General features: G+C 58.8%; 22 protein-coding genes and 1 riboswitch. Of the genes, 13 read left to right on the plus strand and 9 right to left on the minus strand.

From position 1 onward, the window contains the following. Positions 1 to 122: 122 nt before the first annotated feature. The 3 genes from H1S06_RS10875 to H1S06_RS10885 all read right to left on the minus strand — a co-directional run bounded on the left by H1S06_RS10875 (position 123) and on the right by H1S06_RS10885 (position 4206). Positions 123 to 563, minus strand: coding sequence for a universal stress protein (locus H1S06_RS10875; RefSeq protein ID WP_181740070.1), 441 nt, complete (start codon positions 561 to 563; stop codon positions 123 to 125). 8 nt (positions 564 to 571) lie between these two features. Continuing rightward, complete coding sequence (locus tag H1S06_RS10880; protein WP_181740072.1) at positions 572 to 3160, minus strand: TRAP transporter permease; 2589 nt, start codon at positions 3158 to 3160, stop codon at positions 572 to 574. Positions 3161 to 3225: 65 nt separating this feature from the next. After that, complete coding sequence (locus H1S06_RS10885) at positions 3226 to 4206, minus strand: TAXI family TRAP transporter solute-binding subunit (RefSeq protein ID WP_181740074.1); 981 nt, start codon at positions 4204 to 4206, stop codon at positions 3226 to 3228. Between the two features lie 219 nt (positions 4207 to 4425). On the opposite strand from H1S06_RS10885, the gene pfkA reads away from it, so the two are divergent. Beyond that, positions 4426 to 5430, plus strand: coding sequence for a 6-phosphofructokinase (gene pfkA / locus H1S06_RS10890; RefSeq protein WP_181740076.1), 1005 nt, complete (start codon positions 4426 to 4428; stop codon positions 5428 to 5430). Positions 5431 to 5438: 8 nt separating this feature from the next. Beyond that, positions 5439 to 6044 (plus strand): DUF502 domain-containing protein, encoded by a 606-nt coding sequence (locus tag H1S06_RS10895; RefSeq protein WP_181740078.1) that lies wholly within the window; start codon positions 5439 to 5441, stop codon positions 6042 to 6044. On the opposite strand, the gene H1S06_RS10900 is transcribed toward H1S06_RS10895, so the two are convergent. From H1S06_RS10900 to H1S06_RS10910, 3 genes are read right to left on the minus strand one after another with little or no spacing between them, the layout of a single operon-like run. After that, entirely contained in the window at positions 6041 to 6682 is a 642-nt protein-coding gene (locus H1S06_RS10900) for an MBL fold metallo-hydrolase (protein WP_181740080.1), read from the minus strand. The two genes, H1S06_RS10895 and H1S06_RS10900, sit on opposite strands and share 4 nt — an antisense overlap. Before the next feature lie 58 nt (positions 6683 to 6740). Continuing rightward, the gene (locus tag H1S06_RS10905; RefSeq protein ID WP_181740082.1) at positions 6741 to 7622 is read right to left on the minus strand and encodes a CHAD domain-containing protein; all 882 of its coding nucleotides are present in this window, start codon (positions 7620 to 7622) and stop codon (positions 6741 to 6743) included. A gap of 7 nt (positions 7623 to 7629) precedes the next feature. After that, on the minus strand, positions 7630 to 7821 hold the full coding sequence (locus H1S06_RS10910) for a CPXCG motif-containing cysteine-rich protein (RefSeq protein WP_181740084.1): 192 nt from the start codon (positions 7819 to 7821) through the stop codon (positions 7630 to 7632). Between the two features lie 96 nt (positions 7822 to 7917). Further along, positions 7918 to 8013, plus strand: a riboswitch (TPP riboswitch). 57 nt (positions 8014 to 8070) lie between these two features. Between H1S06_RS10910 and thiD the strand changes: the two genes are divergently transcribed. From thiD to H1S06_RS10955, 9 genes are all read left to right on the plus strand, one after another. Continuing rightward, a complete protein-coding gene (gene thiD, locus H1S06_RS10915) occupies positions 8071 to 8889 on the plus strand; it encodes a bifunctional hydroxymethylpyrimidine kinase/phosphomethylpyrimidine kinase (protein ID WP_181740086.1) in 819 nt (272 codons plus the stop codon). Between the two features lie 3 nt (positions 8890 to 8892). Next, positions 8893 to 9627, plus strand: coding sequence for an ABC transporter ATP-binding protein (locus H1S06_RS10920; RefSeq protein WP_181740088.1), 735 nt, complete (start codon positions 8893 to 8895; stop codon positions 9625 to 9627). Then, positions 9624 to 10397: an ABC transporter permease gene (locus H1S06_RS10925; RefSeq protein WP_407658778.1), complete on the plus strand. Its 774-nt coding sequence runs from the start codon at positions 9624 to 9626 to the stop codon at positions 10395 to 10397. Before H1S06_RS10920 ends, H1S06_RS10925 begins: the two co-directional genes overlap by 4 nt. After that, entirely contained in the window at positions 10394 to 11326 is a 933-nt protein-coding gene (locus H1S06_RS10930; protein ID WP_181740090.1) for an ABC transporter substrate-binding protein, read from the plus strand. Before H1S06_RS10925 ends, H1S06_RS10930 begins: the two co-directional genes overlap by 4 nt. Before the next feature lie 32 nt (positions 11327 to 11358). After that, positions 11359 to 12087, plus strand: coding sequence for a TenA family protein (locus H1S06_RS10935; protein WP_181740092.1), 729 nt, complete (start codon positions 11359 to 11361; stop codon positions 12085 to 12087). After that, a complete protein-coding gene (gene tenA, locus H1S06_RS10940; protein WP_181740094.1) occupies positions 12074 to 12736 on the plus strand; it encodes a thiaminase II in 663 nt (220 codons plus the stop codon). Before H1S06_RS10935 ends, tenA begins: the two co-directional genes overlap by 14 nt. 30 nt (positions 12737 to 12766) lie before the next feature. Then, the gene (gene thiC / locus H1S06_RS10945) at positions 12767 to 14641 is read left to right on the plus strand and encodes a phosphomethylpyrimidine synthase ThiC (RefSeq protein ID WP_305058177.1); all 1875 of its coding nucleotides are present in this window, start codon (positions 12767 to 12769) and stop codon (positions 14639 to 14641) included. A gap of 370 nt (positions 14642 to 15011) precedes the next feature. Then, positions 15012 to 15911 (plus strand): transcriptional regulator HexR, encoded by a 900-nt coding sequence (hexR, locus tag H1S06_RS10950; RefSeq protein WP_181740302.1) that lies wholly within the window; start codon positions 15012 to 15014, stop codon positions 15909 to 15911. A gap of 169 nt (positions 15912 to 16080) precedes the next feature. Next, the gene (locus H1S06_RS10955) at positions 16081 to 16290 is read left to right on the plus strand and encodes a PA3496 family putative envelope integrity protein (protein WP_181740098.1); all 210 of its coding nucleotides are present in this window, start codon (positions 16081 to 16083) and stop codon (positions 16288 to 16290) included. 41 nt (positions 16291 to 16331) lie between these two features. Here the strand turns inward: H1S06_RS10955 and H1S06_RS10960 are convergent, their stop codons facing one another. Continuing rightward, the gene (locus H1S06_RS10960) at positions 16332 to 17822 is read right to left on the minus strand and encodes an FMN-binding glutamate synthase family protein (protein WP_181740100.1); all 1491 of its coding nucleotides are present in this window, start codon (positions 17820 to 17822) and stop codon (positions 16332 to 16334) included. Positions 17823 to 17978: 156 nt separating this feature from the next. Here H1S06_RS10960 and H1S06_RS10965 point away from each other — a divergent pair, with 156 nt between their 5' ends. Then, entirely contained in the window at positions 17979 to 18596 is a 618-nt protein-coding gene (locus H1S06_RS10965; protein WP_181740102.1) for a PGAP1-like alpha/beta domain-containing protein, read from the plus strand. Positions 18597 to 18633: 37 nt separating this feature from the next. After that, positions 18634 to 19065 (plus strand): YbaN family protein, encoded by a 432-nt coding sequence (locus H1S06_RS10970; protein ID WP_181740104.1) that lies wholly within the window; start codon positions 18634 to 18636, stop codon positions 19063 to 19065. 16 nt (positions 19066 to 19081) lie between these two features. Here H1S06_RS10970 and glmS read toward each other — a convergent pair whose 3' ends face one another. Both glmS and glmU read right to left on the minus strand, forming a co-directional pair. Further along, positions 19082 to 20908: a glutamine--fructose-6-phosphate transaminase (isomerizing) gene (gene glmS, locus H1S06_RS10975; RefSeq protein WP_181740106.1), complete on the minus strand. Its 1827-nt coding sequence runs from the start codon at positions 20906 to 20908 to the stop codon at positions 19082 to 19084. A gap of 2 nt (positions 20909 to 20910) precedes the next feature. Beyond that, entirely contained in the window at positions 20911 to 22278 is a 1368-nt protein-coding gene (gene glmU, locus H1S06_RS10980; protein WP_181740108.1) for a bifunctional UDP-N-acetylglucosamine diphosphorylase/glucosamine-1-phosphate N-acetyltransferase GlmU, read from the minus strand. Positions 22279 to 22382 lie beyond the last annotated feature (104 nt).

The raw sequence follows: 22382 nt of genomic DNA on the forward strand, positions 1-22382 counted from the left end.
AGGCGTATTCTACTGATCCCTGAACCGGTGTCAACGCCCTGAGGTAAAAAAGTTTCAAAATGATGAAAGCAGCGTGAAAACGAACACAGGCGCCCGAAAATCCCTGTGTTCATGCGATACCGCTATTCCTTTTTGCTTTCTCGCAACACCATGACCGAACAGTGTGCCCGCTCAACCACCTTGGACGTCACCGAGCCGATCAATATGTTTTCGACACGAGTATAATTGTGGCTGGGCATCAGGATCAGGTCGACCCGGAGTTGCTTGGCCAATTTCGTAATCTCACGGGCCGGATTTCCTTCACCTATATGCTCGTGACATCCCTTCAAATCCGGCAGGCTATCCGCTATCAGCTGGTGCAATTCACGCTGCAAACCATAGAGCGCCTTTTCCAGCGTATCATTCGGAAAATACGCCGCAACCAGCGGCATATTCAACCCGGGCAGTATTGCCATAACATGCAGCTCGGCACCCTCCGACAGGAAACGACGACATTCAAGCAAGGCCGTACGTGCCGTTTTCTTATCCTGCATATCTACGGGCAGCAGTATTTTTTTGAACATGAGTCCTCCTACACGGCCAGCGGTTGACGACGGCGACGTAATTGCAACATGGCCAAAATGATCAGCAGGGCCAGCGCCGGAACCACCATCCACTGTTTGGATGGACGCTCGTTTTCCTGTTGAACACCCAGTATTCGCCAATCAAAGTCCAGTCCGGCGTCCTGAGCAGGACTGCCGAACCCGACCAGCTCCACCACCACTTCGCTTTCGCCAATATCCAGGGTCAAGCCTGCTTCACTCAACTTTTCAGCACCCGTTGGTGCCTCTCCCAACGGCAGTTTGACCAGTTTGCTCACCATATCGCCATCAATATTCATCCCTTCCGCCTGCAGCGTCAGGTAGCCACCAGGTGGCACTTTTTCTGCCAGCTGTTCAATTTGTGCGGGCGGTGACATCACCATCGGTGGATAAATTTCATCCCACCAGAAACCGGGGCGAAACAGTGTAAACGCGATCAGCAGCAGCAGCCCGGTTTCATACCAGCGACTTTTCACCAGCCAGAATCCCTGAGTTGCGGCCGCAAATATCAGCATTGCGATCACTGCCGTCACTATTGTAATCAGCAAGTGAGGAATACTTTCTATGCCAATCAGCAGCAGCTCGGTATTGAAGATAAACATGAAAGGCAGCACCGCCGTACGAATATCGTATGTAAAGCCCTGCACCCCTGTTCGAATAGGGTCCGAACGTGCAATCGCGGCTGCGGCGAAAGCTGCCAGCCCGACCGGAGGCGTATCATCGGCCAGTATTCCGAAGTAGAACACGAACAGATGCACGGCAATCAGTGGCACGATCAGCCCCTGCTGAGCCCCCAGAGTTACAATGACCGGTGCCATCAGTGTAGACACCACTATATAGTTGGCGGTTGTCGGCAACCCCATACCCAGCAGCAGACTGATCGCGGCCGTAAACAACAGCATCAGCATGATATTGCCGGCGGAAATGAATTCGACAAATTCGGTCATGACCAGTCCGATCCCCGTCAGGGTAACGGTCCCTACCACAATACCTGCCGCTGCCGTCGCCACCCCAATACCGATCATGTTGCGCGAACCGGCCACCAGACCATCCAGAAGATCCTGGAACCCGGCAGTCACACCGCCGCCAAAGCGCTCCTCTCCTGACCGAAACATTGCCTTGAGCGGTTTATGGGTTAACACGATCGCAATCATGAAAACCGTGGCCCAGAACGCAGACAATCCCGGTGAAAAGCGTTCGACCGTCAGGCACCAGACAAGTACGAAGACCGGCAACAGAAAGTAGAGGCCGGATTTTACCGTTGGACCGGTTTGCGGCAAGGCGACAATTTCCGCATCCGGGTCATCCATTGTAAGGTCGGGATAACTGGCGGCATACCGCACCAGAAAGACGTAGGCCAGAAGAATCAGCGCGGACATGAGCCAATAACTGGCGTTGCCCAGATACCCCTTGGTCCAGCCAAAGCCGTAATATAGTCCCAGTGAAAGCAAGCAGACACCCAGAACAATGCCGCACCAGGTTGCCAACCGTTGCGCCAGCGTTCGACCATCGTCTCGTTTCGGCAGTCCCTGCATCCCGGCCTTGAGCGCTTCCAGATGCACAATGTAGATCAAAGCGATATAGGAAATGAGTGCCGGCAGAATCGCGTGCTGGATCACCTCGATATAGGAAATCCCGACATATTCGACCATCAGAAAGGCGGCCGCTCCCATAATGGGGGGAGTCAACTGGCCGTTGGTAGATGCTGCAACCTCGACCGCACCGGCCTTGTGCGCCGGGAACCCCACTCGCTTCATCAGTGGAATGGTAAATGTTCCCGTTGTCACCACGTTGGCAATCGATGAACCGGAAATCAGCCCACTCAGACCCGAGGATACTACCGCGGCCTTGGCGGGCCCCCCACGCATGTGGCCCAGCAGAGAGAATGAAACCTGGGTGAAATAGTTGCCTGCGCCCGCTTTCTCCAACAGTGCGCCAAACAGCACGAATAGAAAAACAAAGCTGGTTGATACCCCCAGCGCGACCCCGAAGACACCTTCCGTCGTCAGCCACTGGTGCGACATTGCCTTGGCCAGGCTGGCCCCCTTATGCGCGATGACATCCGGCATATAGGGCCCCGCAAAGGTATAGATCAGAAACAGCGCCGCCACAACCATTAATGGCGGCCCCAAGGCACGACGAGTCGCTTCAAGCAACAACAGCATGCCGGCAACGGCAACGACAATGTCGGCCGTAATCGGGGCTCCCGCTCGCGTCGCCAGCGAAGCTTCGAATATCATCAGGTAGGCTGCCGAAAACGCCCCTCCCAATGCAAACAGCCAGTCATGCCAGGGAATATGAAAGCGGGGCGAACTTTTCAGTGCCGGGTATGCGGTGTATGCCAGAAAAATGGCGAACGCCAGATGCACGGCGCGCGCCTTGGAATCGTTGATCACTCCGAAATCCAGCATGAAAGGCAAGGGAGAAGCATACCAGAGCTGGAACAGCGCCCAGGCCAAAGCTATTCCCCACAGCAACTTTCCGGACAGCCCGCCTGGTGCACGTGCACCACTGTCGGACTGAGCCACCAGTTCCTGAATGTCGTCGTTCGAGGTTTTATAGGTATCATCCTGAGACACGGCGAGCACCCTTCAGCAGAAAAACGGGATCATGGGGGTGCCAGGCACCCCCACTCGAGGTCGGCTTACAGCAGACCAGCTTCCTTATAGTACTTCTCGGCTCCCGGGTGGAGGGGAGCTGTCAGTGCATCACGCACCATTTCCTCTTTCTTGAGGTTGGCGAAGGCCGGGTGCAGCTTGCGGAAGGTATCGAAGTTTTCAAAGATCGCCTTGACGACATGGTAGACCACTTCGTCCGGCACTTTGGCTGAGCTGACAATCGTGGCACCGACACCAAAGGTGAGCACGTCATCCGCGTTGCCCCGGTACATGCCACCTGGAATTGTGGCCTGACGGTAGTAGCTGTTGTCGGCGATCAGTTTTTCGACATCCGGGTCATTCACTGCAACCAGTACGCTGTCGCAGGAGGTGGTGGCTTCCTTGATCGCGCCACTGGGGTGACCGACCACATACACCATGGCATCGATCTTGTTGTCACACAGCGCGCTGGCCTGTTCGGATGCCTTCAACTCGGACGCCAGAGAGAAGTCATCTTCCGTCCAGCCCTTGGCTTCCATCAGGACTTCGATAGTACCGCGCTGACCGGAGCCCGGGTTACCGATATTAACGCGTTTGCCCTTGATGTCGTTGATTTCCCGAATACCCGAGTCGGCTCGCGCCACCACGGTGAAAGGCTCGGCATGCAAGGAGAACACTGAACGCAGATCGGGGTTCGCCCCCTGATCCTTGAAGGTATCAGTCCCGTTGTAAGCGTGAAACTGCCAGTCGGACTGAGCCACGCCGAAGTCCAGTTCTCCGGCACGAATGGTATTCAAGTTGTAAACCGAGCCACCGGTACTTTCCACTGAACAACGAATGCCGTGTTCCGCACGATCCTTGTTCACCAGTCGACAGATTGCACCGCCTGTCGGGTAATACACCCCGGTCACTCCGCCGGTGCCAATGGTGATAAAGCTTTCCGCCTGTGCAACCGAGGCCGTCATCAGACCACCCGCTGTTACGGCTGCAGCCATGGCGGCAGACATCAGCGTTTTATTCAGTGCCATATAGAATTCTCCTTCTTCTTATCGGAAAGGCCCTGCAGCAACATCAAGGGCCAGCTCGGTATTCAGTATTGGCCAGGGTCGGGTTCTGTTCAACCGTTGAACGGTTTTTTACTGTAAAAACGGTGACATAGGTCTGTAATCCTTTGATCTGCGCGGACTCACCAGCGTCATCCAATTCCGCTATAGTGACTCTAACCCCTGTTGGAGGAAGGAGCCGAGATGTATACCCTGCCCGATCTGGAAGTCCTGCGTGACTTCAATGCCATCGCCATTCTGACCAGCGGCGGCGACTCTCCCGGCATGAACCCGGCCATTCGTGGTGTCGTGCGTGCCGCCCTGAACAACGGCATTCAGGTCTATGGCGTCCAGCGAGGCTACAGCGGCCTGCTGGCCGGTGATCTGCGCGTGATGACCTCGGCCTCGGTGCGCAATATCGTACAGCGCGGCGGCACCATTCTGAAAAGCGACCGCTGCGAGGCCTTCAAGCAGAAAGAGGTCCGCCAGCAGGCGATCAAGGTACTGGAACAGAACGGCATTGACGCGCTGGTGGTAATCGGTGGTGACGGCTCCCTGACCGGGGCACACAGTCTGGCCGAAGAGAGCGATATTGCGGTTATCGGCTTGCCAGGCACCATCGATAACGACATTTTCGGTACCGAGGACACTATCGGCTTCGATACCGCCGTCAATACGGCGCTGGATGCCATCGACAAGATCCGTGACACAGCGTCATCCCACGAGCGCTATTTTCTGGTTGAGGTCATGGGCCGCAATTCCGGATTTCTGGCAACCCATGTCGGCATTGCGGCAGGAGCGGAAAAGGTGGTCGTTCCCGAATATGAGGTACAGATCGAACAACTGGGACAACAGCTCTGCGACAACCGCCGCTCGGGCAAGGGCTCCAGCGGCATTATTGTCGTGGCCGAAGGCCAGACCCCCGGACTGACCTACCGACTGGCACAGCAGCTCAAGCAGCAGGGCGAAGAGCCCAGAGTCTGTATTTTGGGTCATATCCAGCGTGGCGGCCGCCCCAGTGGCCACGACCGCGTTCTGGCCTCCAGTCTGGGAGCCATGGCCGTCAGGTATCTGCAGGCGGGTTACAGCGACATCATGGTCGGGGTAGCCAACGGCGCCATCCTGGACGTCCCTCTGGATAGTGTGATCCGTTACCGCAAGGGGCTGGACCCCAAACTGTTTGAACTGGCCCTACTACTACATAAATAAGGACATCCATGCGACTGATCATACGTCTGTTTTTTCAGGGACTGCTGATTCTGCTTCCGGCCGTACTCACCATTTACCTGGTGTACGCCATTTTCACGGCGCTGAACAACACCCTGTTCAGTGCTCTGAGCAGCTTGTTTCAGCAGATGTTTCCACTGCTGAAGCCCGGATTGGGGGCCTCATTGCTGGCGATTGCCTTCACCCTGGTCGTCATCACGCTGGTGGGCGCTCTGGCCTCCAACCTTCTCGGTCAGTTCATCCTGAACAAATTCGAACGGCTGATGAAAAAGATCCCGCTCATCAAGTTACTCTATAACGCGCTGCGCGACCTGTTTCAGGCCTTTCTGGGCGAGGACAAGCGTTTCGACAAGCCGGTGTTGGTCAGCCTGGGCGAAGACGGCACCATTCGGGTGGCCGGCTTTATCACCGCCGACGATCTGTCGCATTGGGGACTGGAGCAGGACGTGGCCGTCTATCTGCCCCAATCATACAACTTTGCCGGCAACCTGATCATCGTTCCCGCCAGCCGGGTCACCCCGCTGCAGCAACCGGCAGGAGAGGTCACCACCTTTATTGTCAGCGGGGGCGTCTCCTCTCGCAAAGACGAGCATTAGCCGAAGCGATCCGCCACAAAGGGGTTGGTCTGGCGTTCCTGACCAAAGGTCGACATGGGGCCGTGGCCCGGAATAAAGTCGATCTCGTCACCCAGCGGGAACAGCTTCTCGCGAATCGAACGGATCAATGTCGCGTGATCGCCACGGGGAAAATCGGTACGTCCGATGGACCCTTGAAACAACACATCGCCGACCAGCGCCAGTGCCGTTGGACGGTGATAGAACACCACATGGCCCGGCGTGTGCCCCGGGCAGTGAATGACCTCCAGCACGACCTCGCCAAAGCTGACGCTATCGCCGTCCTGCAGCCAGCGATCCGGCGTGAACACCTCCACTGCGGGAAAACCGAACATCTGACTTTGTTTCGGCAGCCCCTCGATCCAGAATTCGTCATCGCGTCCGGGCCCCTCGATGGTCAGCGTCAGCTCGCGGGCCAAGGCCGCCGTACCACCGGCGTGATCAATATGAGCATGAGTCAGCAGGATTTTTTCCAACTCGACCCCCTCTTCAACCACTGCTGCCTTGATGCGATCCAGATCACCACCAGGATCAACTACCGCCGCCTTGCGGGTCTGCTCACACCAGAGCAGCGTACAGTTCTGCTGGAAAGGCGTTACGGGAATGATGCGATATTTCATGGTACTCCGCCGTTGCTAACGTTCAAGCGCCCCAGTATATCGATCAGGCCATGGAAAATCAGGGCATGAGTCCATCTGTTTCGAGCCAGCGCCGATACAAACGCCGGCAGCGTCGTTCGGAATGGCGGCTGGCATACAGGACACGCCCCTGCCCTAGCACCTGCTGAACCTGCTGACGCCGTGAGGCCAGTAACAGCGGTTCCAGCAAGGCCCGGTCCGTCACTCGAATAGCCGGCACCTGCAGCCGTTCAACCAGCACATCCAGATCATGGATATCCCCAAGACAGGCCCCAAGAGGCTTGAGTGAACGTCCCCAGCCGGGTGTCAATCCGAGCCACTCAAGCTGATAGGCCAGCGCCTTGCTCCATTTGCGCCAGCGGTGCAGCGCTTCCCCCTTGCCATCGCCCGCCTGCCGGTAGCCGCGCCGCCCCTTGCTGAAACTGACCGCCAGCGCATGCCGTATATGCGGGCGTCGCACACCGGAAAATGCTATCCCCCGAAGACCGGCCTCCAGCTGCCGATAGCCGGTTTCCACCTGCTCCAACAGCGATGTTTCCACCACCATACCCGTCGCTGACGGAAACTCCGCCAGCAAACGCTGCGCCACATCGCCGGGCAAGGCTCCAACATAGGTCGCCAGCGTCATATGCATGACCTGTCGATCCCGGCTGTCCCCCAATAATCGCGCCACTGTCCGACTTCCATCATGCAGGGCCGCGTGCGCATTTCCGGACAATCCGGGTTGCGCCAGATACCACAGCGCCCGCAAGCGTTTCATGTCGACGCGGGTCTGATGAATCACTTCCTCCCGGTTCCGTTCACGTCCGCTCAGCGCTTCCCTTGCTCTCACCAGCCCCTGCCTGATCAGGTCCTGAGCACCTGAGCGTATCTCCAGACCGGTCGTATCCGACCGCAGGCAATGAGGAGTGCTTTTCAGCATGCTTGCCTCAGCCGCCTTCCCGCTCGACATCCACCTCGGGCTCCCCCTGAGCGCCGATGGCCACACGTACCGTGATCGGACTGCAACAGACCGTACAATCCTCGCTGTACTCCTGCTCGGGCTCAGTCACATCCACTGTCAGACTGATCGGCTCGCTGCACCAGGGACACATCAGCTCTACCACTTCCAAAGGGTTCATGGGCCATCTACCTCCGCTCAGTACCTGTCGACCGACCTCAACGGTCTTCTGGTTACAGCATAGACAGTTCAGTCCGGAGTGCCTAAACTAGCGGCTGATTCTTGGTCGGGGTGCCCGCTTGGACGGGCTGAGATGAAACCCGCTGAACCTGATCCGGTTGGTACCGGCGTAGGAAATCGAGATGGCCGTTACTATCACTCCATGCGCACGCATGGTCGGTGCGGTTTTCTCCCGTACAGGAGCATCCGCATGACACAGACACGCACACCCGTCGCCCTCACCATCGCCGGTTCAGACAGCGGTGGCGGTGCCGGTATTCAAGCCGACCTCAAGACCTTTTCCGCTCTGAGTGTATTCGGTACTTCGGTAATCGCCGCACTGACGGCGCAGAACACTCGCGAAGTCCGCGCCATTCACGACATCCCGCCGGCCTTTATTGCCGACCAGCTCAATACGGTGCTGGACGATATCCAGGTCGATGCAATCAAGATCGGCATGCTCAGCCGACCCGAAACCATCGCCACCATCGCCAGGATCCTGCGCGAGCGCGGGCTGGGCAATATTGTGCTTGACCCTGTAATGGTCGCCAAGAGCGGCGACAAGCTGCTGGCCGATGAGTCCGTCAACGCCCTGCGCGAGGAGTTGTTGCCCCTGGCCACGCTGATCACGCCCAACCTGCCGGAAGCGGCTGTGCTGCTGGCCTGCAAAGAAGCCCAGAATGCCGATGAGATGCAGACCCAGGCAGAACAGCTGCTGGCCCTGGGCTCTCAGGCCGTGCTGGTCAAGGGCGGCCACTTGGCCGACTCTGCCAGCGACGAGAGTGCCGATCTATTGCTCGGTGCCGGGGAACCCCGATGGCTGCCGGCCAAACGGATCGCCACCGCCAACACCCATGGCACCGGCTGCACCCTGTCCTCCGCCATCGCTGCCGGCCTGGCCAAGGGGCTGGACGTACCGACCGCCGTGATCGACGCCAAGGCTTATATCACCGCAGCGATTGCAGCCGCCGACCGCTTGCAGGTCGGTTCCGGCCACGGCCCCACGCATCATTTCCACGCCTGGTGGTAAGTCTTGGATATCCGGCTTGAGCAGGCCAGTCTGCACTGGCAGCATCACTGCGTATTCAGCGACCTGAACCTGACCCTTCCGGGTGGCCAGTGGACCAGCATTCTGGGTCAGTCCGGCGTCGGCAAAAGTTCGTTGTTGCAGCTATTGTGCGGCATCGCCGACGAAGCCGCCATAACGGGGCAGATTTTCTGCAGTGACGGCCAACCGCTGGCCGGCCGCGTTGCCTGGATGGCACAACAGGATCTGCTGCTGCCCTGGCTATCGGTACTGGATAACGTGCTGCTCGGCGCTCGCCTTCAGGGCGGCACGGTCGGCTCTGAACAGGTCGAGCAGGCCCGCCACCTGCTCGTGCAAGTGGAATTGGGCAATCGCGCCAACGCTCGTCCGGCCCAGCTGTCCGGCGGCCAGCGCCAGCGCGTAGCCCTGGCCCGCACTCTGTTTCAGGACCAGCCGCTGGTGTGTATGGACGAGCCCTTCTCCGCTCTGGACGCAATCACTCGCCTGAAGCTGCAGGATCTGGCTGCCGAACTGCTGGCCGATCGCACGGTGCTGATGATCACCCATGATCCGCTGGAGGCGCTGCGCCTGTCCGACCGCATTCTGGTGCTGCGGGGCGCGCCGGCCCGCCTGTCCGACCCGATTATCCCGGCCGGGCAGACACCCCGCGCCATACACGACCAACAGGTATTGCAGCTGCAGGCACAACTGCTGGAGTTACTGGCAGGAGAAGCATCATGATGTCGCTGTTGCGCCCGATCGGCATTACCCTGGGCCTGCTGCTGAGCTGGCAGCTGATCGTCTGGCTCACCGATGCCCCCCGCTTCATCCTGCCCGGTCCCCTGCTGGTGTTCAATACGCTGATCGACCAATTCCCGCTGCTGATGAAACATGCCGGCGTCACCCTGGCCGAGATCCTGCTGGGGATGCTGCTGGGTGCCGGACTGGGGCTGATCAGTGCCCTGTCGCTGATCACCTGGGGCCGGTTACGCCGCTGGCTGCTGCCGGTGCTGGTGATCAGCCAGGCGATCCCCGTCTTCGCTTTGGCACCGGTGCTGATGCTCTGGCTTGGCTATGGCATGACGTCCAAGGTCGCAATGGCCACGCTGATCATCTATTTCCCGGTCACCGCCGCCTGTTTCGATGGCTTGCGCCAGACGCCAACCGGCTATCTGCAACTGGCCCGCACCCTGGGTGCCGGCCGCCGCACCCAGTTGCTGCAGATCCGCCTGCCCGCCGCCCTGCCTGCCTTCGGCTCCGGCCTGCGCGTGGCCGCGTCGGTGGCGCCGATCGGCGCGGTGGTCGGCGAATGGGTAGGGTCATCGACCGGACTGGGCTACCTGATGCTGCACGCCAATGCCCGCATGCAAGTAGACCTGATGTTCGCCGCCCTGCTGGTGCTCGCCGTGATGGCGCTGGCGCTCTATTTTTCCGTCAACCTGATCGCACGACGACTCACGCCCTGGCTGAACGAGTCCACGTCGTCCGTAACCCGAGGTGATACCCCATGAAACGACTGACAGCCCTGCTGTGCGCTTGCCTCCTGTCCGCCCAGGCACTGGCCGCCGACAAGGTCGAGCTGCTGCTCGACTGGTTTATCAATCCTGACCACGGCCCGCTGATCGTTGCCCAACAGCAAGGCTACTTCGCCGCCCAGGGACTGGAGGTGAGTCTGGTGGAACCTGCCGACCCGTCGATGCCACCCAAGCTGGTGGCCGCCGGCAAGGCCGATATGGCATTGACCTACCAGCCACAGCTGCACGTAATGGTCGGTGAAGAGCTGCCGCTGACCCGCATCGGCACCCTGATCGCGACACCGCTGAACTCGCTGGTGGTGCTGGATAAAGGCCCGATCAAGACCCTGGCCGACCTCAAGGGCAAGAAGGTGGGTTATTCGGTGGGCGGCTACGAAGAAGCCCTGATGCGCGCCATGCTCAAACCCCACGGCCTGACGCTGGACGATATCGAGATGGTCAACGTCAACTGGTCGCTGTCACCGTCACTGATCACCGGTCAGGTCGACGCCGTAATCGGTGCCTACCGCAACTTCGAGCTGAACCAGATGGATATCGAGGGCCACCCGGGCCGCGCCTTCTACGTAGAAGAGGAAGGCGTCCCCGCCTATGACGAGCTGGTGCTGGTGATCAACAACCAGGATCGGGGTGACCAACGCTTCGCCCGTGTGATGGCCGCACTGGAACAGGCAACCCAGTACATCGTCAACCACCCGGACGACGCCTGGAAATCCTTCGTCAGCTACAAGCCGGATGAACTGAACACCGAACTCAACCGCCGCGCCTGGGCCGATACCCTGAGCCGCTTTGCGCTGCGCCCGGCCGCACTGGATGAAGCCCGTTACCAGCGCGTCGGCGCCTTCATGCAGGAACAGGGTCTGGCCAAACGCAACCCGCCGGTAACCGACTACGCCATCGAGCCCTGAGCACCCATATGGGCAGCCTTGAGCCAAACAAAATGGAACGCCTGATGACCTTTGCCGATTACCGCCAACAGCACCCGCAGCAGCCGCTGAACGAGCAGCTGCGCGGCTACGCCGAAGCCGACTGGAACCGGGCAGTGAGCCATGCCTTCACCGAAGCGCTGGGCGATGACCGCCTGGAGGATGACGTCTACGCCCGCTATCTGGTGCAGGACTACGCCTTCATCGACACCCTGGTCAACCTGGTCGCCCGCACTATTGCCAACGCCCCGGCGATGCCGCCCAAGACCGTGCTGGCCGGCTTTCTCGCAGCGCTGACCAGCGATGAGAACACCTATTTCCTGCGTGCTTTCAAAGCCCTGGAGCTGGGCGAAGTGGATTACCTGAATCCAAAGCTGCATCCGGTCAGTCGGGCGATCATCGACACCATGCAAGCGTCGGAGGCCAGTTACGAAGACGCCATCATCTGCCTTTGTGTGGCGGAATGGTCCTACCTGAGCTGGTCACAGCTGCAGGCGGAGAAACCGCGCGGCAAGCGCTTTTATCTGCAGGAATGGATCGATATCCACGTCCTGCCCGAGTTCGAGCAGTTCGTTGTCTGGCTGCGTGGCCAGGTGGACAGCTTTGCCGATCGCGATGACGCCACCCTGGAACGGCTGGCAGAACTCTTCCAGCGCATGTGTGTACTTGAGCATCAGTTTTTCAGCGCCAGCCTTGACCCCGAATCCGTAACCCAACCGGAGGTGCCACGTGTCACTGTATGACCATCTGAAAACCCGCTGTGCCGATGACTGGAACGCCTATATCCAGCACGACTTCGTACGTCATCTGGGACAGGGAACCTTGCCCAGGGAATGCTTCCAGCACTACCTGAAACAGGATTACCTGTTCCTGATCCAGTTCAGCCGCGCCTGGGGCCTGGCGGTGTTCAAGAGCGAAGACCTGACCAGCATGCGCTACGCCCAGTCCGGCCTCAACGCCATGCTGGATACCGAGATCGGCCTGCATGTGGACTACTGCCGCGACTGGGGCATCAGCGAAGCCCAGCTGCAGGCGCTGCCGGAGGCCTCGGCGACCGTGGCCTACACCCGCTACGTACTGGACGCCGGTTTTGCCGGTGACTTGCTCGATCTGCACGTGGCACTGGCCCCCTGCATCATCGGCTATGCCGAGATTGCCAACTGGCTGGCCGCACAACCCGATACGGTGCGCGAGGACAGCCCCTACGCCCCCTGGATCGACATGTACCTGAGCGATGAGTACCAGCAGGCCGCCAATACCGAACGTGAACTGCTGGACACTTTGGGCCAGAACCTGCCTCCCGCCCGCCTGGAGGCACTGAGCAAACGTTTTCGTACCGCCACCCGCATGGAAGCGAGCTTCTGGCAGATGGGCCTGGATCTGGCCGACTGAGTATTACAACGATAAAACGCAGGAGAGATGATGAGCACACAGCAATTGAGTCGCACCGCGACTGTCGACAAGGACTCCGTACAGCCGTTCCCGAAATCACGCAAGGTCTATGTCGAGGGCAGCCGCCCGGACATCCGCGTACCGATGCGCGAGATCACTCTGGATGACACTCCCACCGACATGGGGGGTGAAAAAAACGACCCGCTGTACGTTTACGATACCTCCGGCCCCTACACGGACCCGGATGTGGCCATTGATGTGCGCAAGGGCCTGGTGCCGCTACGTGAACACTGGATTCTGGAACGCGATGATACCGAACAGCTGAACGGCCTGACCTCCGAGTACGGTCGTGCCCGGGCAGCCGACCTGCGTCTGGACGAACTGCGCTTCGAACTGACCCGCCAGCCGCGCCGCGCCCAGCCGGGCAAGAACGTGACCCAGCTGCACTATGCACGTCAGGGCATCATCACCCCTGAAATGGAATACATCGCCATCCGCGAGAACATGAAACTGGCCAAGGCCAAAGCGGAAGGCAACATCGTCGCCGAGCAGCACCCGGGCCACAACTTCGGTGCCTACCTGCCGGAAGAGATCACACCGGAGTTCGTACGCAAGGAAGTGGCCGAAGGCCGCGCCATCATCCCGTGCAACATCAACCACCCGGAGCTGGAGCCGATGATCATCGGCCGCAACTTCCTGGTAAAGATCAACGGCAACATCGGCAACTCCGCCGTCACCTCTTCCATCGAGGAAGAAGTGGAGAAGATGACCTGGGGGACCCGCTGGGGTGCCGACACCATCATGGACCTGTCCACCGGCAAGAATATTCACGAGACCCGCGAATGGATCCTGCGCAACTCGCCAGTTCCCATCGGCACCGTGCCGATCTATCAGGCGCTGGAGAAGGTCAACGGCATCGCGGAAAACCTGAACTGGGAGGTGTTCCGCGACACCCTGATCGAGCAAGCCGAGCAGGGCGTAGACTACTTTACCATCCATGCCGGCGTACTGCTGCGCTATGTACCGCTGACCGCCAAGCGCATGACCGGCATCGTCTCCCGCGGCGGCTCCATCATGGCCAAGTGGTGTCTGGCGCACCATGAGGAGAACTTCCTCTACACCCACTTCGAAGAGATCTGCGAGATCTGCAAGGCCTACGACGTGGCCTTTTCCCTCGGTGACGGCCTGCGTCCAGGCTCCGTTTACGATGCCAACGATGAAGCCCAGTTCGCCGAACTGGAAACTTTGGGCGAGCTGACCAAGATCGCCTGGAAACATGACGTACAGGTGATGATCGAAGGTCCGGGGCATGTGCCGATGCACATGATCAAGGAAAATATGGACAAGCAGCTGCAGGAGTGTGATGAGGCCCCCTTCTACACCCTGGGCCCATTGACCACCGACATCGCGCCGGGCTACGACCACATCACCTCCGGTATCGGTGCGGCGATGATCGGCTGGTACGGTTGCGCCATGCTCTGCTACGTCACACCGAAGGAGCACCTGGGCCTGCCCAACAAGGACGACGTCAAGACCGGCATCATCACCTACAAGATCGCCGCGCATGCCGCCGACCTGGCGAAAGGTCATCCGGGAGCACAGATCCGCGACAACGCCATGTCCAAGGCGCGCTTCGAATTCCGCTGGGAAGACCAGTTCAACATCGGTCTGGACCCGGATACCGCCCGCGCCTACCACGATGAAACATTGCCGAAGGAATCCGCCAAGGTGGCCCACTTCTGCTCCATGTGCGGACCCAAGTTCTGCTCGATGAAGATTTCTCAGGAAGTGCGTGATCTGGACGAAAGCCAGGTCGCGGCAATCAATGCCCAGGCGGAACAGGGCATGAAGGAGAAGTCGGAAGAGTTCAAGGACAGCGGCGCCGAGATCTACCATAAGGTGTAATCCCGACGCTGAATCCCCCTTCTATGCGTCCTGACGGGCCATAGAAGGGGCCGTTCAGTATGTCGACCGGTACATTCATACAACCGATATCTTTCATCCGCATACTCGCCCGGTACCGGCCCACCGCCCATTTTCAGGAGACACATGACATGTACCGAGGTCTAATCCTTGCCGCCGCCACCCTGTGGCTGACTGGCTGCTCAGGGGTCCCCTTCGTCCCCTTTATCTAAGCCGGCCCCCACACCCGACGCCACCAGGCTATCCCTCTCACTCCCGGCTCCACCGATGATACAGAACCTCGGTAGCATTGGGCGGGGCCTGTTTCATTGTTATACTCAGGCCTCAAGCAGTAAACATGGAAGCAACGGAGATGAACTCCTTCAATCTGCTCAAATCGATCGCTGACGCCCGTTCCCGCTTGCGCAAATCCGAGCAGAAGGTGGCTGATTATGTACTGGCCAACCCGAACGAGGTCATTCACATGCGCATCGTTGATCTGGCGTCGGAAGCCCAGGTCAGTGAGCCCACCGTCGTACGCTTCTGTCGCGCTCTGGACTATGACGGATTTCAGGATTTCAAACTGACCCTGGCACAGGGGTTGGCCAGTAATGCCAGCTATGAGCAGTTCTCGCTCGACTCCAAAGACACGGTCATTGAGTTCAAGCAGAAAATCTTCGACTCCATGATCGGCAACCTGATCAACATCCGTGATCAGCTTGACCCCGGTACGCTTGAAGAAGCCATTGATGCATTGGCCAAGGCGCGTCGTGTCGAATTTTACGGTTTTGGTGCCTCGGCACCGGTCTGTGCCGATGCACAACACAAGTTCTACCGGCTCATGATCTCGGCAGCCGCCTACTCCGACCCGCATATGCAAACCATTTCGGCACTGACACTGGGTGAAGGCGATGTAGTGGTCACCATTTCCCAGACCGGCCGTACCAAGGACCTGCTGCATACTGCCAAGCTGGTTCAGGACAAGGGCGCAACCGTGATCACGCTTTGCCCCGGCAATACACCACTGGCGGATCTGGCGACCATTCCGATCCATGTGGATGTAGAAGAGGACAAGGACCTGAGCACGCTGATGTCGTCTCGCGTCGTGCATCTGGTGATCATCGACATTCTCGCCGTGGGTGTCGCCATGAAGCTGGGGCCGGCACTGGTCGATCACCTGAAAACGATCAAGCGGGGCCTGCGCAACCTGCGCCAGAACGACAAGCGACTGCCCCCCATGCGCCGCCTTTCCCCCGACAGCGACGGCGAGTAACCACTCGCCGTCATCCCGCTGCAATACGCCTGCGCCATACTCTTTCACAGCCCTTCGGGGAATTGATCTTTTGTTCTCAACAGAGTACAAAAAAATCTCCATGTGTGTTTGCTGTCGTCAGGCACCCTATATCTCCTGATTACAGCGACCCTGAGATCGGAGCAAGGCTATGCTGATACGGAAAGAACAGGACCTGGACCCCATCCAGACCGAGGTTTTCGACATCATGGTTGGTTACGATGTCGAACAGAAAAATCGTCGCAAGCAGCACGCAACCCGCCGTTTGCTGGAAGCGCGGCGCGCCATAGAACGGCGCCGGGAGGAAAAAGAGCTGATGTCATGGATTGACGAGACATCCTGGTTCGAAGACGAACACTGACACCGGAGGGCAAGCCAGCCCCTCCGGGCTGGCTTTGAACCTCAGTTCGTCGGGTACAATATATTCAGCGGCACGGCACCGCCACCGTCCACAACCACCGCCGCATGCTCACGCCGCAGCTGACGCGGTTCCGTCACCCCGCAGGAATGCGCTATCAATTCCACCTCGTGAACCAGATTTCGGTGGAAGTTGGCAACACGCTCGGCCTTGACCTCCGGCACCAGTCCCTGCTGCAACTTGGGATCGTGAGTTGTAATGCCCGTCGGACAGGTATTCTTGTTGCACTGCAAGGCCTGAATACATCCCAGGGCAAACATGAAGCCCCGCGCTGTCACCACGAAATCGGCGCCCAGACAGATGGCGGCAGCCACTTCGGTAGGATTGATCAGTTTGCCCGATGCCACCACCCGTATCCGATTACGGAGGTTATGCTGTGTCAGCTTGTTCACCAGCAATGGCAAACTCTCGCGCAACGGTAGCCCGACACTGTCCATCAGCGGCATCGGAGCGGCACCGGTACCGCCATCGGCACTGTCCAGCGTAATAAAGTCGGGCGCGGATTCACTGCCCCGCTGCGTCACGGCCTCGCAAAAGCTGTCCAGCCAATCCGTTGTGCCCAGTACCAGCTTGAAGCCGACCGGCTTACCGGTGACCTCACGCACTCTGGCGATAAAATCGAGCAGATCGTCGATGCTGGAGATCTCCGGATGGCGGTTCGGGCTGATGGATGCTTGCCCCACCGGAATACCACGCGCTTCCGCTATTTCGGGGGTAACCTTGTCGGCCGGCAGTATCCCGCCCTTGCCCGGCTTGGCCCCCTGACTCAGCTTAATTTCGAACATCCGCACCTGCTCATGTGCCGCTACCTCTCGCAGACGCTCGTCATCCAGCTGGCCCTGCTCATCCCGTACACCGTACTTGGCCGTCCCGATCTGGAACACGATGTCGCAGCCGCCTTCCAGATGATATCGGGACAGCGCACCCTCGCCCGTATTCATCCAGCAGCCGGCCTTGGCCGCTCCTTTCGACAGAGCACGGACGGCCGGGGCCGAGAGAGCTCCGAAGCTCATCCCTGATATATTCAACAGCGATGCCGCATCATAGGGCGTACGGCAATAGGGACCGATACGCACCGGCTGTGTGCTCGCGGCATCCTCGCTCAAGGTCGGAAACGGGCAGTTGAGAAAATAATACGTACCCGGCTTGCGCAGATCACGCGTCGACCCGAAGGCAACGGTGTTATCAACATTTTTGGCCGCACGATACACCCAAGAGCGCTGGGCACGGTTGAAGGGCATCTCCTCGCGATCCATAGCGAAAAAATACTGCCGAAAGAACTCGCCCAATTCTTCAAACAGGTAACGAAACCGCCCCAACAGCGGATAGTTTCGACGAATGGTGTGAGCCGTCTGCCGTTTGTCCAGCTGGTACATGACAACGCCGGCCACCAGCGCCCCCACAACGGTCAACAGTACAATCACCCCGATCAGTGCGATAAAACCGATCGCCAGCGTGTAGAGGGTATCGTTCATAGCATTCCTTGTCCGCTCTATATCAACGTGGCCCTATCCTAACCCGCCACTCGATCTACGACCATGACCTGCCGCCGTAAGCGGATGGAATCCACTTCCCCACTCCTCCTGTCGGCGTTAAGCTGTAGCTGACAAACGGAAGGAGCCAACTGTAACGTGAATGTGCAAAAAGTCGTTGTTCTGCATGGGCTTTATATGTCCGGTCTGGTCATGCGCCCGCTGTGCCGACGCCTGAATAAACGGGGCTACGCCACACTCAATTTGACCTACAACACCCTCTCCCCCGATATCGAGACGATCTGCAGCAAGATAGACGCCTTTATCGACAACGAACCCACCGCATTTGTCTGTCACTCAATGGGCGGCCTGATTGCGCGTCGATACCTTGAACAGGCTTCAGAGCAAAGCCGCCTGGTCAATCCGGTCATCACCCTGGGGACGCCGCACAAGGGCAGCTTTCTGGCCCGGGAAATCAGCCAGTCCAAGCTCAAGGGGCTATTAAAGAACAGCATCGACTACCTGCTCACTGACAGCGGACACTGGCCTTTTCCCGCTCGGCTATACAGCATTGCCGGCGATCTGCCGGTCGGTTTGTTACCCCTGTTAAGTCCCAAGTCGGAATCAGATGGTACGGTCCTGATCAACGAAACCTGTGTCACCGGCATGCATGAACATAAGATCTTCCCGCTCAGCCATACCAGCCTGATCTATTCCCGTCGTGTCATGGATTATATTCTGGATGTGTTGGCCCATACCCATGAGCCTGGGGCCTGATCTATACTGAAGGTGCTCAAACAGCCGGAACCTTGCCATGCAACATAACCGCCAATCGAGATCTGCAGGCCCCATGCGCTGGCTTTGGCTTGTTTTTACCTGGGCCTGCGTTGCACTGGCCCTGTTGGGTGTCCTGCTGCCGGGACTGCCAACCACCGTTTTTGTCTTGATGGCTGCCTGGAGCGCCTCACGCTGCTCGCCACGGCTGCGCCGCTGGCTGGAACAGCATGAGCTGTTCGGCCATCGATTGCGTAACTGGGAACAGGGCGGCTATATCGACCGTCAGACCAAATGGACTGCCAGCGCCGGCATGCTGCTGGCAACGGTAATGGTCCTGATCAGCATCAGCCACCCGCTTCTGCTGGCCGCTATTCTGTTGCTGATCGGTATCGGCGCCTTTACGGTCTGGTCGCGCCCGGAGCCCGGCACAGGCGATACCGCCTGGCCCGACTCTCGGGATTCAGCCTGACCTTCAGCACGAAAGGTTATTCAACCGTTACACTCTTGGCCAGATTGCGTGGCTGGTCCACGTCAGTCCCCTTGAGGACCGCTACATGGTAGGACAACAGCTGCAGCGGCAGGGTAAACGCAATCGGGTCCAGCACGGCCGGCAATGCAGGCAAATGAATCACATGTACCCCTTCTTGTGCCTGGATACTCTGATCACAACCGGCAAAGACAAACAATTCGCCACCCCGTGCCCGAACTTCCTGCAGGTTGGCCTTCAGCTTGTCCAACATGCCGTTGCGAGGTGCCACGGCAATTACCGGCATCTCCTTGTCAACCAGTGCCAACGGACCATGCTTGAGCTCACCGGCCGGGTAGGCTTCGGCATGGATGTAGGAGATTTCCTTGAGCTTGAGCGCCCCTTCCATCGCCACCGGATAGAGCACATTCCGCCCCAGGAACAAAGCGTGATGCTTCTCGGCAAAGTGCGCCGACATCTCTTCAATGGGGCCATCCAGCGCCAGCAGTTGCTGCAGCAATCCGGGCAGCTGCTCCAGCGCTGCCACCAGCTCGGTCTCGCGCTCGCCCGACAGGCCGTGACGCCGCCCCAACGCAATGGTCGTCAGCATCAGCGCTACCAGCTGAGAGGTAAAGGCCTTGGTCGAGGCCACACCGATTTCTGGACCGGCATTGGTCATCAGGCTCAAATCGGATTCACGCACCAGCGAGCTGCCCGGTACGTTGCAGATCGCCAGGGTGGCCAACACTCGGTCCTGCACGGCTCTCAGTGCCGCCAGAGTATCAGCCGTTTCGCCTGACTGAGATAGCGTCAGCAGCAGGGTATCCCTGGGCAGGACGACCGGACGGTAACGAAATTCGCTGGCCACTTCGACCATGCAGGGAATGCCGACCCACTCCTCAATCCAGTATTTGGCTACCATGCCCGCATGGAAACTGGTCCCACAGGCTACAATCTGCACCTGTTTCACCTGATCAAAGACCGCTCCGGCAGCGGCCCCAAACGCCTGCTCCAGCAGATGACCGGACGCAATACGCCCTTCCAGCACCGCCTGCATGACACGAGGCTGCTCATAGATTTCCTTCAGCATGAAGTGGCGGAATTCGCCCTTTTCAGCACTGCCCTGACTGCGCTCAAAAGTTGTGACCGCACGCTCGGCCACCTGACCCTGAGCATCCCACACCTGGATGTGATCCGCTTCCAGCAGCGCAATATCGCCGTCCTCAAGATACATGAAGCGATCCGTAACCGGCAGCAGTGCCAGTTGATCGGAGGCGATAAAGTTTTCACCGATCCCCACTCCGATCACCAACGGGCTGCCCTTGCGAGCCGTCAGCAATTGATGCGGCTGATCAACATGAATAACACCCAGTGCAAAAGCTCCCGCCAGCCGGGCCAGTGTGTTGCGCAGCGCTGCCCGCAGATCAAACCCGCCTTGCAGTTCACGATCCAGCAGGTGCGCTACCACTTCGGTATCGGTTTCAGAGGTGAATACATACCCCTGCTGCTGCAACTCCTGCTTGAGCGGTTCGAAGTTCTCAATAATGCCATTATGTACCACTGCCAGGCCTTCACCCGACATGTGCGGGTGGGCATTTTGCTCCGACGGCTTGCCATGGGTCGCCCAGCGGGTATGGGCAATACCGAGCCCACCCGGCAAGGGTTGCTGCTCGCAGGCATCGGCCAATGCCTGCACCTTGCCGATACGGCGCAGGCGATTGATTGTGCCCTGATCGAGCACCGCCATTCCGGCCGAATCATAACCGCGATACTCAAGACGACGCAGGCCTTCCAACAGAATGCCAGCAACCGGACGCGCCGCAATGGCGCCAACGATTCCACACATGATCAGGATCCTTTTTTCTGCGGGCGAGCCCAATTGTCGAGGTTGACCTGTTTGCCACGGGCAACCGTCAACTGGTTGTCACCGACTTTTTTGGTGACCGTGGATCCCGCTCCTACAGTCGCGCCGGCACCGATCTCCACCGGTGCTACCAGAGCGCTGTTGGAACCGATAAAGGCCCCGTCGCCGATAATGGTCATCGATTTGTTCACCCCGTCGTAGTTGCAGGTAATGGTGCCCGCACCTACATTCACCTCACGGCCGATCTCGGCATCACCGATATAGGTCAGGTGATTGACCTTGGAACCTTCGCCGATACATGCCTTTTTGGTTTCAACAAAGTTGCCGATCTTGCTGCCGGCCGCCATTTCGGTGCCCGGACGCAGGCGTGCAAAAGGACCGATCTGGGCATTTTCCGCGATAACGGCACCCTCAATAATGGAATTGGCTTCAACACGAGTTCCCGTGCCGATACGAGCGTCGCGGATGATACAGTTGGCGCCGATATGAACCCCTTCTGCCAGAATCACCTCGCCCTCGAACAGCGTATTGATATCGATCTGCACATCACGACCCGCCTGCAGGCTGCCGCGAATATCAATCCGATGCGGATCGGCCAGAGTCACGCCTTCAGCCATCAGGGCATCGGCCAATCGACGCTGATACCAGCGTTCCAGCTGAGCCAACTGTTGACGGTTGTTGACGCCCTGAACTTCCTGCTCGGCCAGCGGCTGGATGGCGCGCACACGCATACCCTCTTCGGCAGCCATGGCAATCACATCCGTCAGGTAGTACTCACCTTGCGCATTGTCAGCCGATAGACGCGGCAGCCAGTCGTGCAGCGCCGCCGCCGGCAGAGCCAGAATGCCGGTATTCACTTCGCGAATCAGCTTTTCCTGCTCGGTGGCATCCTTGTGCTCAACAATCGCGACCACATCACCCACGGCATTGCGGATAATACGCCCATAGCCGCTCGGGTCGTCCAGCGTTACCGTCAGTAGTCCCAAATCCCCCTTGGCTGCCATATCCACCAACTTTTGCAGCGTTTCCCGGCGCGTCAGGGGCACATCGCCATACAGCACCAGTACCACGGCATCGGGGTCAATATTCGGCATCGCCTGGGCAACGGCATGACCGGTGCCCAGCTGTTCACGCTGCCAAACAAAATTCAGCGCCTGCCCCGACATGGCCTGCTCAACCTGTTCGCCTTCATGGCCAATCACCACATGCAGCGCTTCGGGCGTCAGGCCCCGGGCACTGTCGATCACATGCTGCAGCATCGGTTTTCCGGCCAAGCCATGCATCACTTTTGGCAATGCCGATTTCATACGACTGCCTTGTCCGGCAGCCAGAATCACTACATCCGTTTTCATATTATCTCGGTACCCTAAGGTCACAACGGCCTGTCACGACCTGGAAATATAAAAGTGCCCAAAACTTTAGCGTATACTCAGTCTCGATCAAGACCAATTGTCAC

This window comes from Marinobacterium marinum (genome assembly GCF_013868415.1).
GTDB lineage: Bacteria > Pseudomonadota > Gammaproteobacteria > Pseudomonadales > Balneatricaceae > Marinobacterium > Marinobacterium marinum.